Annotated in this window: 10 protein-coding genes; 7 read left to right on the forward strand and 3 right to left on the reverse strand. The window is 61.0% G+C overall.

Features of this window, described 5'->3' with window-relative positions:
• Window positions 1-64: 64 nt before the first annotated feature.
• A complete protein-coding gene (locus LC060_RS08490) occupies window positions 65-1339 on the reverse strand; it encodes a mechanosensitive ion channel family protein (RefSeq protein WP_226634473.1) in 1275 nt (424 codons plus the stop codon).
• 215 nt (window positions 1340-1554) lie between these two features.
• Here LC060_RS08490 and otsB point away from each other — a divergent pair, with 215 nt between their 5' ends.
• The 4 genes from otsB to galE all read left to right on the forward strand — a co-directional run bounded on the left by otsB (window position 1555) and on the right by galE (window position 7096).
• Window positions 1555-2364 carry a trehalose-phosphatase gene (gene otsB / locus LC060_RS08495; RefSeq protein WP_226634480.1) on the forward strand — a complete coding sequence of 270 codons (810 nt, stop codon included), beginning with the start codon at window positions 1555-1557 and terminating at the stop codon, window positions 2362-2364.
• Window positions 2365-2371: 7 nt separating this feature from the next.
• Window positions 2372-4279 (forward strand): glycoside hydrolase family 15 protein, encoded by a 1908-nt coding sequence (locus tag LC060_RS08500; protein WP_226634482.1) that lies wholly within the window; start codon window positions 2372-2374, stop codon window positions 4277-4279.
• Window positions 4280-4319: 40 nt separating this feature from the next.
• Window positions 4320-5741 carry an alpha,alpha-trehalose-phosphate synthase (UDP-forming) gene (gene otsA, locus LC060_RS08505; RefSeq protein ID WP_226634489.1) on the forward strand — a complete coding sequence of 474 codons (1422 nt, stop codon included), beginning with the start codon at window positions 4320-4322 and terminating at the stop codon, window positions 5739-5741.
• 353 nt (window positions 5742-6094) lie between these two features.
• Window positions 6095-7096 carry a UDP-glucose 4-epimerase GalE gene (gene galE / locus LC060_RS08510; protein ID WP_226634491.1) on the forward strand — a complete coding sequence of 334 codons (1002 nt, stop codon included), beginning with the start codon at window positions 6095-6097 and terminating at the stop codon, window positions 7094-7096.
• 120 nt (window positions 7097-7216) lie between these two features.
• On the opposite strand, the gene LC060_RS08515 is transcribed toward galE, so the two are convergent.
• Entirely contained in the window at window positions 7217-7915 is a 699-nt protein-coding gene (locus LC060_RS08515) for a polysaccharide biosynthesis/export family protein (protein ID WP_226634493.1), read from the reverse strand.
• 91 nt (window positions 7916-8006) lie between these two features.
• The gene (locus LC060_RS08520) at window positions 8007-8978 is read right to left on the reverse strand and encodes a M48 family metallopeptidase (protein ID WP_226634495.1); all 972 of its coding nucleotides are present in this window, start codon (window positions 8976-8978) and stop codon (window positions 8007-8009) included.
• Window positions 8979-9042: 64 nt separating this feature from the next.
• On the opposite strand from LC060_RS08520, the gene LC060_RS08525 reads away from it, so the two are divergent.
• From LC060_RS08525 to LC060_RS08535, 3 genes are all read left to right on the forward strand, one after another.
• Window positions 9043-9309 carry a hypothetical protein gene (locus tag LC060_RS08525; protein WP_226634497.1) on the forward strand — a complete coding sequence of 89 codons (267 nt, stop codon included), beginning with the start codon at window positions 9043-9045 and terminating at the stop codon, window positions 9307-9309.
• A 144-nt stretch (window positions 9310-9453) separates the two neighbouring features.
• A complete protein-coding gene (locus LC060_RS08530) occupies window positions 9454-10806 on the forward strand; it encodes an O-antigen ligase family protein (protein WP_226634499.1) in 1353 nt (450 codons plus the stop codon).
• A 142-nt stretch (window positions 10807-10948) separates the two neighbouring features.
• Complete coding sequence (locus LC060_RS08535; RefSeq protein ID WP_226634501.1) at window positions 10949-13135, forward strand: GumC family protein; 2187 nt, start codon at window positions 10949-10951, stop codon at window positions 13133-13135.
• Window positions 13136-13173: the final 38 nt, after the last annotated feature.

Below are 13173 nucleotides of genomic sequence, written 5' to 3' on the forward strand. Positions count from 1 at the left end.
TCGCGCATCAAGGCGAACTGCCGTCCGAGTGCCCCAGATCGCCTGTTTCACGGGCCTCAAAGGATCACTCCCCACCGGCCGTTGGTCTTGGCCCACCGAGCGATTGCGTCAGATCGGCGCCGCTTGGAAACTGGAAGAGACGCAGCCCGAACTTCGGCAGGATTGCCAGAAGGTGGTCGAAAATGTCGCCCTGAATGGCCTCGTACTGCTCCCACTCGGTCGTGGTTGTAAAACAGTAGATCTCGAGAGGAAGCCCCTTCTCGGTGGGATCGAGCTGACGCACGAGCAGTGTCCCACGCTGGGCCACCTTGGGGTGAGCCTCGAGATAGGCGAGCACGTAAGCCCGGAACGTCCCGATGTTAGTCGGCTGACGTCTATTGACCTGCGCCTGCCCCCCCTCATCGAAAGAGTGCCGTGCATTCCAGGTCTGCAGCTCCGTCTCCTTCGCCTCCATGTAGGGCCGCAGGATGGCAAAGTCCCGCAACGCATCCCATTGCGAGGTTGAGAGGAAGTCCACCGTCGTCTGGTCGATCAGCAAGGCGCGCTTGATCCGCCGTCCGCCCCATTCGCGCATGTGCCGCCAGTTGCGGAAAGATTCGGTGATGAGCTTGGCCGTCGGGACCGAAGTCACGGTCTTGTCGAAGTTCTGCACTTTTATGGTGTGCAGCGCGATATCGATCACGTCGCCGTCGGCGTTGAGCTGGGGCATCTCGATCCAGTCACCGACGCGCACCATGTCGTTCGAACGCAGCTGCACCGAAGCAACGAGCGAGAGGATCGTGTCGCGAAAGACCAGCATGAGGACCGCCGCCGCCGCACCAAGACCCGAGAGCAGGATGACCGGGGACTGGCCGATCAGGATCGCGACGATGAGCAGCGCCGCGGCCGCAAAAACGGCAATCTTGCCGATCTGGACATAGCCCTTGATCGGACGGCTCGCCGCCTCGGGTTTCAATTCATAGGCATCGTTGCCCAACTCGAGCAGGTCACCCAGTGCCCGCGCGAGCGTCAGAACGATGAAGGCACGGGCAATTGCCTGCACCACGGTCACCAGTTCGCCGGGCAGATGGGCGATTACCGCAATGCCCTGGAGCACGATGACCGCAGGCACGACGTTCGAGAGATGGCGCACCAGCGCCTTCACATCGCCCGCCTCGTTGCGCAGCGGCGTGCGCGCGATCAGCCGCTCGACCGGATGCACCGTCAGGCGCTTGGTCAGCCAGTTGGCCGCGCCCGCGAGCAGAAACAGGCCGATCAGGGTGGCGAGCGCCTCGACCCAGGCCTCATCGAAAATGCCCAGCTCCGCCACGGCAACACCCCATCGATCCACTACTGACATGCCGGTCTCCTGTAGCCCGCCGCCTATTTCAAGTTCCCCTCTGTGGTCAACGCCCGGAACCCTGCCCTGCGCCGATTGTTCTGCATAACGCACGCCGCGATCATGCCCTGCCCGGGACCTGCGCAAGGACCGTACAGGCGGATCGCGCCCCGCCACGCTTCTGTGCCTACCTTAGGGCTGGCCTAATCCCATTCGATGGTGCAAGACTGAACACAATGACCGATCCAAGCGACAGTCTTTCGCTGGCGGAACAGGGCTCTGGCCCCACTGATCTTCCGCCGCCCGCCCCGCTGCGCATCGCCCCGCAGACGGCACTTTTCCTCGATTTCGACGGAACGCTGGTTGAAATCGCCGACCATCCCGACGATGTCATCGTGCCCGACACCCTGCCCGAAGTCATCGCCTCGCTGGCCCAGGCCCTGGAAGGACGCCTGGCCCTTGTTAGCGGGCGCTCGATCGCCGCGCTCGAAGCCATGCTCGGCCCGCTCGATGTCGCGATTGCAGGCTCCCACGGCGGTGAATTCCGACCTGCCGGAACCGACACGGTGGCCCCACTCGCCGAACCACTGCCCGACCGTGTCGTGGCGCACCTCAGCGACTTTGCCAGCGCCAACGGCAATATGTTGGTAGAGCCCAAGCCCTACAGTGTGGCCGTGCACTACCGCCGCCACCCCGAAGCCCTGAAGGCCCTCCTCACAAAGGCGGAAGCACTTGCGCATGAGGAAAACCTCAAGCTCAAGCACGGCAAGCAGGTGGTCGAACTGGTCATGCCCGGGTCCGACAAGGGGGCCGCACTGACCGCCTTCATGGAGCGGGCCGAGTTTGCGGGCACCCAACCGCTGTTTCTGGGCGACGACGTCACCGACGAAGACGCCTTCCGCGTCCTCGAGGGGCTCGGCGGGCACGGCGTTCTCGTGGGCCCCATGCGCCCCACCGCCGCACACCGGCGCCTGCCCGACGTTGCCGCCGTCCACGACTGGCTGTCCGCTGCGCTTCGCACACACGATCAATCCGAGGGAAATTGAAACAGGCATGACTGCGACTGGATCGACCACGCCCGACACCTCCGAGCCGCCCCTGCGCTCACCCAAGGACGAGAACGAAGCCCCCCCAACGTCCGCGCGGCAAAGTTCGCTCGAGCTCTGGCCGATCGGCAATTGCCAGGTAAACGGCCTCATCGACGAAAACGCCGCACTGGTCTGGGGCTGCGTACCCCGTGTCGACGGCGACCCGGCCTTCTGTGCGCTGATGCGCGGCGATGAAGGGCAGGACGCGGGCACCTGGCGCTTCGAGCTGGAAAACCAGGTCTCGGTCACGCAGCGCTACGTGCGCAATACCCCGATTCTCGTCTCGCGGCTGGAAGACAACAACGGCAGCGCGGTCGAGGTGATCGACTTCTGCCCCCGCTTCGAGCGCTCGGGGCGCATGTACCGCCCGGTTGCCTACGCGCGCATCGTGCGCCCCGTAAAGGGCAGCCCGCGCATCCGCTGCGTGCTTACGCCGATGAGCGGCTACGGCGCGCAGTTGGCCCCCATCACGCGCGGCTCCAACCACATCCGCTACCTGGTCGAGAGGAACGCGCTGCGCCTCACCACCGATGCGCCGGTGGGCTACATCCTCGACGAGCGCTACTTCCGGCTGGAAAGCCCGATGCACTTCTTCCTCGGCCCCGACGAGCCGTTCAACGGCAATGTCGAGCACGAACTGGAGATGATGCACCAGCTGACCGACGCCTACTGGGGCAACTGGGTGCGCAGCCTTGCCACCCCGCTCGACTGGCAGGAGGCGGTGATCCGCGCCGCGATCACGCTCAAGCTGTGCCAGCACGAGGAAACCGGCGCGATTGTCGCCGCGCTCACCACCTCGATCCCCGAAGCGCCCCATTCGCAGCGCAACTGGGACTACCGCTACTGCTGGATCCGGGATGCCTACTATACTGTCCAGGCGCTCAACCACCTGGGCGCGCTCGACGTCCTAGAGAAGTACCTCGGGTACCTGCGCAACATCATCGACGATGCCGAGGGCGGTTTCATCCAGCCGCTCTACGCCGTCAGCGGCGCCAAGGAGATCATCGAGTGGGTGGCCGATGACCTCGTCGGCTATCGCGGCATGGGCCCGGTGCGTGTGGGCAATGCGGCCTACTATCAGGTCCAGAACGACTGCTATGGCCAGATCGTCCTGCCCGCGATCCAGGCCTTCTCCGACATGCGCCTCATCCGCATGGCCAACCACGACGATTTCGAAAGCCTCGAGAAAGTCGGCGAAATGGCCTGGAAGACCCACGACCAGCCCGATGCCGGCCTGTGGGAGCTGCGCACGCGCACGGCCGTCCACACGTATTCGAGCGTGATGAACTGGGCTGCTTGCGACCGCCTGGCGAATGCCGCCGAATACCTCGGGCTTTCCGACCGTCAGACCTACTGGCGCGAACGCGCGGACGCGATCCGGTCAACCATCGAAGAGCAGGCCTGGCACAAGATCGAAGGGCCCGACTTCGACGACGGCGGCGCAGGCGGGCACTATGCGGCAAGTTTCGGCGGTGACCAGCTCGATGCCAGCCTGCTCCAGATGGTCGAATTGCGCTTCGTGGAAGCGAGCGACCCGCGCTTCCAGGCCACCCTCGCGGCCGTGCAGAAAACTTTGCGGCGCGGCGAGCACATGCTGCGCTACGCCAACGAGGACGACTTCGGCCTGCCCGAGACGGCCTTCAACATCTGCACCTTCTGGCTGATCGAAGCCCTGCACCGCTCCGGCCAGGACGAGGAGGCCCGTCGCCTGTTCGAAGCGATGCTTGCCCACCGTACGGAATCGGGCCTGCTTTCGGAGGACATGGACTTCGAGACGAGCGAGCTGTGGGGGAACTTTCCGCAGACCTATTCGCTTGTCGGGATAATCAACTGCGCCGGGCAACTGTCGCGTTCCTGGCGCGACTGGCGATAAGATTTTCAGGCGTTTTCAAACGCCTTACAGGGGAATTGAGATGAGCCGACTGATTGTGATTTCCAACCGCGTCTCGGTGCCCAAGGCCGCCGGGGCTGCGGGCGCACAAGGAGGTCTTGCCGTCGCGCTCAACTCGGCCCTGCGCGAAAACCGCGGGATCTGGTTCGGCTGGTCGGGGCAGGAAACCGAAGAGTTCACTGGTCACCTCGACATGCAGCGCAACGACGGAGTGACCACCGCCACGATCGACCTCGAGCCCCAGGACATCGAAGAATACTACAACGGCTATGCCAACCGGACGCTCTGGCCACTGTTCCATTACCGCATCGATCTCACCGAATACGACCGCAACTTCGGCGAGGGCTATGAGCGTGTAAACCGCCGCTTCGCCGATTCGCTACGCCCGCTGATCGACCAGGACGACCTGGTCTGGGTCCACGACTACCACCTCCTGCCGCTCGGCTCGATGCTGCGCACGCAAGGGGTGAAAAACCGCATAGGGCTGTTCCTTCACACGCCCTGGCCGCCCACGCGCCTGCTGGTCTCGCTCCCTTTCCACGAGCGTTTGGTGGAATCGATGCTCGCCTACGACGTGATCGGCTTCCAGACCGAGGAGTGGCTGGGCAGCTTCCTGCATTACCTCGAAAAGGAAATGGGGCTGGAAATCGGCGCGGACGGTTGCGTGGAATACCAGGGGCGCCGCATCATCGCGCAGGCTTTCCCCATCGGTATCGACTTTGCAGAGTTCACCGAAGGGGCGTCCAGCGACGAAGCGCGCGAAGCCCATGACAAGCTGAAAGCCAGTGTGCGCGGCCGCAAGATTCTTATCGGCGTGGATCGGCTTGACTATTCCAAGGGCCTGGGCGAACGCTTCGAGAGCTTCAGCCGCTTCCTGGCCGACAATCCGGACCAGTCGTCCCAATCCGTCCTGCTTCAGATTGCCCCCCCCTCGCGCGGCGACGTTGAAAGCTACCAACAGATCCGCGAAGATCTGGAACGCAAGACCGGGCACATCAACGGAGCACATGCTGACGTTGCCTTTGTGCCGATACGCTATGTCAACAGAGGGTATCCGCGCCGCCAGTTGGCCGGGTTCTATCGTGCAGCCGACGTCGGACTGGTCACGCCTTTGCGCGACGGGATGAACCTCGTTGCGAAGGAGTACGTAGCCGCACAAGATGAAGCCGATCCTGGTGTGTTGATCCTGTCCCAGTTCGCCGGAGCCGCCTTGCAACTGGATGATGCCCTGCTCGTCAACCCACACTCACTCGAAGACGTGAGCGAGGCCATCAAACGCGCACTCGTCATGCCTCTGGAGGAGCGGCGCTCGCGCCATTCCAAATTGCTCGCTTCAGTGAGAGACGCGGATGTGGACTTCTGGCGAGAGCAATTCGTGAAGGTTCTTTTCGGCGCCCCCTGCATGGAAGCGCAAGATCTATCCGCGCAAGACGCCTCCAACTGAGCTGGGCCGTCTGGGGAAGCTCCTTTAAGATACGGCCTCGAACTTTGACCAAGGCGTGGGTTCCATGACTTCAAGGCGAGCTCGCGCGGGCGCAGCTTGGGGATTGCCCCATGCAGGCACGCCCGGCACGCGGCTCGCCCGCATCACCGCAAGGCTGCTGCCGGATAGCGTAGAGGGGCCCGGGCCAGCTCCAGACCATATCCCCTCAAGAGAAGGTCCAGATACCTAGCGACCCTTCCAAATGCTGCATTGCGATATCGCAAAGGACGCCTCATATAGCCTTGCGACTTGGATAGGGCGAGGTGGATATTGACGACACCAGCCAATATCACTGAACAATGGACCTCATAGATATGAAAAGTACTACTACCGTTCTCGTAACAGGTGGCGCTGGATATATCGGCAGCCATGCCGTGCTCGCTCTTCGCGACGCCGGGTTGGCCGTTTGCGTGATTGACAACCTTACGACTGGCTTCCGGTTCGTCGTCCCCGACGATGTCCCCTTCTATGAAGGCGATATTTCGGACGCCAATCTGATTGCACGCATTTGCAAGGAGCAAGGGGTTGGCGCCATCATGCACTTTGCCGGCTCGATCATCGTACCCGAATCCATCGAAAACCCGCTCAAGTATTACCACAACAATACTGCAAAGAGCTGCGCGCTGATCGAAGCGGCCCTTGCGGCCGGCGTTGCGCACTTCATCTTCAGTTCGACCGCAGCAGTCTACGGAACCCCCGAGACCTCCCCCATAGCCGAAGACACTACGAAGAAACCGATCAACCCCTACGGCATGTCCAAATTGATGACGGAGACCATGCTGGCTGACGTGGCCCGCGTAAAGCCGTTCAACTACGGCGTGCTGCGCTACTTCAACGTCGCGGGCGCCGACCCGCAGCAAAGAGCGGGCCAAGCCACCATCGGCGCCACCCACCTTATCAAGGTTGCCGTGGAGGCCGCCCTTGGCAAGCGCGAGCACGTTGCCGTTTTCGGAACCGACTTCGACACCCCGGATGGCACGGGCGTTCGCGACTACATCCACGTCTCCGACCTCGCCCAGGCGCACGTCCTCGCCCTCCAGGCATTGCTGGAAAATCCCGAAGAATCAATGACCATGAACTGCGGCTATGGCCGCGGCTTCTCCGTTCTCGAAGTGCTCGACGCCGTTGACGAGGTCACCGGCATGAAGATCGATCGGCATCTCGAAGGTCGCCGGGCAGGCGACCCGGCTGCACTGGTATCGGACAATTCGCGGATCATGCGAACCCTGGACTGGACGCCGAAATACGCCGACCTGAATACCATCGTCGAGCATGCGCTTGCATGGGAACAGAAGCTAACCACGTTGCGCCCGTAACGGTCTCTGGGACCAAGGCCCGCCCCTCCCGGGCGGGCCTGTCTGCGCTGCAGCGTAGAGAAAACGCAAAGGTTGGGAGGGGCCCCTGGCCCAACCAGGAACCGGCCCCGATGCGAGAACTCAGTAACGCGACCAAGCGTTAAACAACGGTGCAGCCTTAAGAATATCTTCCAGAAGGCCACGCGGTATCGAGAAGCCAACCATGATCACATCGCCATCGATAATGTGCGGATCAGGGCTAACGCCGGTACGGATGTCCTTGAGATTGAAACGCGCCACGAGATGCTCATCACCAATGCTGCGCAGGACGACAATTTCATCAAGCTTGGCCGTGCTTGTGGGGCTTTCTGCCCGGGCAATCGTGGAAAGAAGGCTCGCATCAGCGTTAATTTCGTACACGCCCGGCTTCTCGACCTCGCCTTCGACGGACGCGTAGCGCGGCGCAATTTTCGTCACCGACACAGTCACTTGCGGGTCAACCAGGTACTTTGCAGCAAGACGCTGGGCGAGCACATCCGAGATCTGCCCCACTTCCATGCCCTCGACCTTCAGTGCCCCCGCGAGCGGGAACTGAATACTTCCCGTTTCGCTGACAAAAACCTCCTCAAGGGTAAGATCAGGCTCGCCAAATACGGTTACGGAAAGCACATCGAGAGGACGTACGAGGTACTCGGAAGGCTCCACAACGGTTTCAGGAATCGCGCGATAGGCTGCTTCTCCGACAGGCAGATTGGGGTTTGAGGTGGTGTGACTGCAGCCGGTCAGAGCCAAACCCGAAAGCATGAGGGCAACGGGAAAAAGTGTCTTAGTCTTTTGCACTGCCCGAACGTCTCCAAGGCCTGTTTCAATTACACCGATGCTTAATCGCGCAGTGCAGCATAAGCAAGCACAGCCAGCCACGCCCCCCATCTCAATTTGCACGGCCGACCCGACTCACTTGCGCAGATGGCGGACAAAGCAGATGGCTCCCCTCGGCGCGCATCCGCCGCACTCGTGACTTGCGCGACCGGTGCGTCGGATCACGAAACCAGCGCAGCCAATCCCCGGCATCCCGGCGCAACCAGTACTGCAAGCCCTGCTCCAGATCATACCCCGCGCAATGCGACAAGCGCACACCAAGGATATCGGCCCGATCTTCCATCCAGCGCCGCTCGGAAAGACTGCGCGCATCCCCGTCTTCCACCACCAGATGGCCAAGTTCATGCCCCACTACGAGCGCCAGCTCGTCATCGTTCCTGGTGAATTCAATCAGGCCAGAAGATACCGCGACACCCTTCCCGTCCGTGTAAGCCGAGACCCCTGAATCCGTCTTGATAACCACATTGGCCCGACACACAGGAACGGTCACGACAGCCACCATACTGCGCCGTCCATCTCGCGAGATCTGGAGCATAATAGGCGTATCCCGTGCCTGATCAGCCAGGTAGCCAGCGAGAAAATCAGCGAAAAGCGCGGCATCCTTCTGCTCCGCAAGCAACTCCAAGACCGGCTTGCCATTGACGGCGACCACGTCATCGCCAGGCATGAGCCCAGCCTTCTCTCCCGGACTGCCCTCCACAACAGCCGCTATCTGCGGCAACTGCGACATGCCCAAAAGGGCCGAAACCGCAGGACGATCCTTCTCCTGATAGGCCCCGATGAAATCGAGAACGATGCCAGTGCCTGAGGCCTGCTCCCGACAGAGGGGAGCCGCCGCCCGCTGAAGACGAAAGCCAACCTCTGCAAGGCGCTCCATTTGACCTCGAAGCTGAAGAGGCCAAGGCCTTCCCTCTTCAGCTCCCGCTTTGCCGGGCACCGCGCCAAGAACGAATGCACCCACCAGTGCAAAGCCAAGCGCAGCTACAAGAGAACGCGCGCGAACATAAAAATCTTTGCATTGCATTGTGCAATGCGATATCCGACATTAAGAGCCGTAGTCTAGTCTATTCCCCAAAGGAGGAATGAATATGAATCTGAAAACCGCTCTTATTGCTGCGAGCATCAGTTCGGCTGCTCTGGCCCCGGCCGTCGCCCAGGCCAACACCACTGCCGCCGAATCTGCCGGCAAGATTGCAAGCCTGTCCGGTGTCGGCACGCGTGCATCGACCCCGGTCGCGAAGAAGCAGAAGGCCGAAGCCGGCATCATCGTCCTTGGCGTCGTTGCTGCTGGTGCTGCCACCTATGGCATCATCGAAGCCACGGACAGCGACGACAACACGTCGAGCGGCAGCTAAGACTGACCGACGTTAAAAAGATGGTCCTGCCGCGGGGCAACCGCGGCAGGGCCATTTTAATGTCGATGACAGCCTGTCTTCTGAAAGTTCAAATTATTAATTTGGGGGGCTCGTCTGTCTAGTTCGCTGACGATGAGAGAGGGCATGAGTTCACTCATGCACCCGAAGAACAAGACCTTCCAAGTTTGCCTTCTGCTAATTGCAGCGCTCGCTTTCGGAGGCGGCGGTTCGGGCACTGGCCTTGCCAACCTCTGCGTGCAGCTTGCAGCTCTCACGCTCGCGGCGCTCAATCTCGATGCATTCATAGACTTCTTCCGCACAGCTCCGCGCCTTTTGACGAGCCTCGTCGGAATCAGCCTGCTACTCCCACTCCTGCAAAGCTTGCCGCTCCCTCCCTTTGTGTGGCAGTCCCTGCCGGGACGCGAGTTGGCCGTCCAGTCGCTGAAACTGGTCGACGCCAGCGAGGATTGGCGTCCGCTGTCTCTTGAAGTGCATCGCACCCTCATCGCCTTCCTGTCGCTTATCCCTGCCGCTACCGCCCTGGTGCTGAGCTGGTCCATGACGAGCCGAGAGAAGCAGATGGTCATGGCGGGCCTCGCGCTTTCCGGTGGCGCGCTGGTCCTGGCCGGCATTCCTCAGCTCGCATCGGGAAACCATCGTTTCGTTTTCTACGCCGAAGCCTTGGGCTCGGACGATCTTCATGGATTCTTCGCCAACCGCAATACCGCCGGCCTGTTCCTCGACATGGCCCTTTGCGCCCTCATCGGAAGCATTCCCAGCCAACGCCCCGCCCCCAAATGGATAGCGGCCTCGGCAAGCCTGGCCTTACTCCTGATCCTGGGCCTAGTCCTGACACGCTCGCGCTCTTCGATGGCGTTAGCCGTCATTCCCTTCGTCTTTGCCAGCTACAGAATTCTGAGAGCCCGGAAAGGGGCAGGCATTTCCGCGTCGCGCAAGCAACGGTTCGCGATACTCGGGGCCTGCGTACTCCTAGCCGGCACCGCAACCGCGGCCGGACTGATGAACGACCGGCTTCAGGCAAGCTTCACCCGCTTCGAGAATTTGGACGATCGCCGCCCCGAGATCTGGAAAGATAGCCTCGGCGCAATCCAGCGGTTCTGGCCGGTAGGCAGTGGCATTGGGACCTTCGACGAGGTGTTTCAACTCGACGAATCGCTCGAGTTTCTCGGCCCAGGCCGTGCGGCACGCGCGCACAACGACTACCTCGAAGTTGCCCTTGAATCCGGAGCGATAGGAATCGCCTTGCTCAGCGCCTGGGTTGTATACCTCGCACTTCTGGCCATCAGAGCACTGCAACGGGGCCCCGCCACACAAGCGGCTCTCGCCATTCTGATTTTGATTACTTTTCAGTCCATTTCGGACTACCCTATGCGCAATCAGACGATATTGTGCATTGCGGGCTTCATTTTGGCTGCCCTAGCCCAAACGCCGCGCCTCAGATCACGAAATTCCCCCACCCAAGAAACTGCGGATTAAGGGCGATAAGACGGGGACATTTCTTCCTGGAACGAATATGCATTGGAACTGAGCGCATCTTGAGCAGACACCGCCCTCTTCGATGAAAGTTTAAATTTTGCAGATCCGCGCAAACGGAACGCAATAAGATGGCAGAAACGACTTGACAGACACCATGCTCCCCCCGCCAAATCAGGACGAATACCCTGAGAATGATGGCTTCGAAGTCGATATTTCAGACCTCGTCAAGAAGCTCATCAGCATAGTCCGGCAGAATATTCTTCTCATTGCGGGGATCGTTCTTGGCGCCATAGTCGTGGGCGGCATCCTGACCTTGCTCATCACGCCCAAGTATCAGGCGAGTTCCCATATTCTGATCGAGAATCAGGCCGATCAGATTATCGAGGGTGGCGATCTGCAGGAAGCGATCACCAGCAACGAGGTCGAGCGCTTTCTCCAGACCCAATTGGGGATCATCAAGAGCCGCGCCCTGACCGCTACGGTCATCGAAAGCGCTAAGCTCGACACCGATCCCAGCTTTTTCGAAGCCTTCGGCAGCGAGATGCCGGTCGAAGTCGAAGAGCCGGGGCAGAAGCTTGACGTCGTGCGCAAAAACGCCGCGATCGATTTGCTCTTGGAAAACTTGTACGTGGCGATCCCAACCGACAGCCGCATCGCCTCGGTCACGGTTACCAGCCGTAATCCTGAGCTTTCGGCCAAGCTTGCGAACGTCTACGCCGAACGCTTCATTGAGTACAATCTCAATCAGAAGTACGACAGCTCCAGCTACGCCCGAAAATTCCTCGGCGACCAGCTCCAGGAAGCACGCAACAAGCTGACCCAGTCGGAAGAGGAACTCAACCGCTATGCCCGCTTTGCCGGCCTCATCCGGATCACCGATGACGAGAAGAACGGCGGCGGCCAGTCAACGGTTTCGGTGACAAACAGCCAACTGATGCAGGTGAACGCGGCGGCCGCGCAAGCCACAGCCGAGCGCATCGCCGCCCAGGATCGCTGGAGGACCATAGCCAACCAGCCTCCGCTCACGCTCGGCGTCGTTAATTCCAACAACGCGATCATGCAGTTGCTTGCTCAGAAGGCCACGGCCGAAAGTGAACTGGCCGATGAGCGTTCGCGTCACCAGGATGGCTTCACGACGGTCAAGGCAAAGCGCGCCAAGATCGCGGAACTCGATCGCCGCATCGACAGCATCGCCAACTCGATCAAGCAATCCGCCAAGCTCAGCTACGAAGCCGCAGTCAAGCAGGAAGAAACGCTGGGCCAGCGGGTCGAGGAACTTCGTGAGGAGGCTCTTAAGGAGCAGGACCGCGGCGTCCAGTATTCGGTCCTCAAGCGCATCGCAGACACCAACCGCACGCTCTATGAGAGTCTGCTGTCGCGCTACAACCAGTTGAACGCTTCGGCTGGCGCGTCGTCCAACAACATCACCATCGTCGACCGGGCAGTTGTCCCCCTCAAGCCGAGTTCCCCGAACCTTCTGCTCAACTTGTTCCTTGCCCTCGTGGCGGGTCTCGGTCTTGCCGCCGCGATCGTGACACTGCGTGAACTTCTCGATGACGCGATTCACTCACCGACGGACGTCGAAAAGAAGCTTGGCCTGCCGCTTCTGGGTCTCATTCCCAAGAGCTCGCAGAATCAGATTGAGACCGAGTTGGCCAACAGCCGCTCGAGCCTGAGCGAGGCGTTCCGCTCGTTGGTCACGAACCTCGGCTACTCGACGGCCAATGGCTTGCCCGAAGTGCTGATGATTACGAGCTCCGGTGAGGGCGAAGGCAAGTCGACAACGGCTTCCAGCATTGCCATGGACATCGCTCGCCTTGGCAAGCGGACCCTTCTTGTCGACGCCGACATGCGCCGCCCCACGCTGCATCGCATCATGGACGACAGGTCGCAATCAGGCCTGACCGACATCCTGACTGGCCAGAAGACACTCAGCGAAGTCGTCCACGGCTCGAAGAGCATCGACACCCTCGACTACGTCAGCGCTCTGCCGATCCCCCCCAACCCCTCGATCATCCTGGCGGGGGACAACCTCACCCGCTTCATTCAGGAAGCGCGCAGCAAATACGATGTCGTGGTCCTCGACTGCCCCCCGCTCCTGGGCCTGTCGGACGTGCCCTTGGTCGTAAAGCACGTCGACGGCGTGCTCTTCGTGATCGATGCGTCGAGCTTCCATCGCGGAGCGGTCAAGTCCGCCATGCGCCGCCTTTCCATGTCCAACGCGAACATGCTCGGCGTCGTCCTCAACCGCTTCGCCCCGAAGTCCGGTTCGGATGAAGATGCGTACTATGGCTATAAGTACTACAACTATGGGCATGACCAGGGCTGACCCATGCGCCGGCGAGCCACTTCTAGGGTAATGCGTGT

This window comes from Novosphingobium profundi (genome assembly GCF_020524485.1).
Taxonomy (GTDB): Bacteria; Pseudomonadota; Alphaproteobacteria; order Sphingomonadales; family Sphingomonadaceae; genus Novosphingobium; species Novosphingobium profundi_A.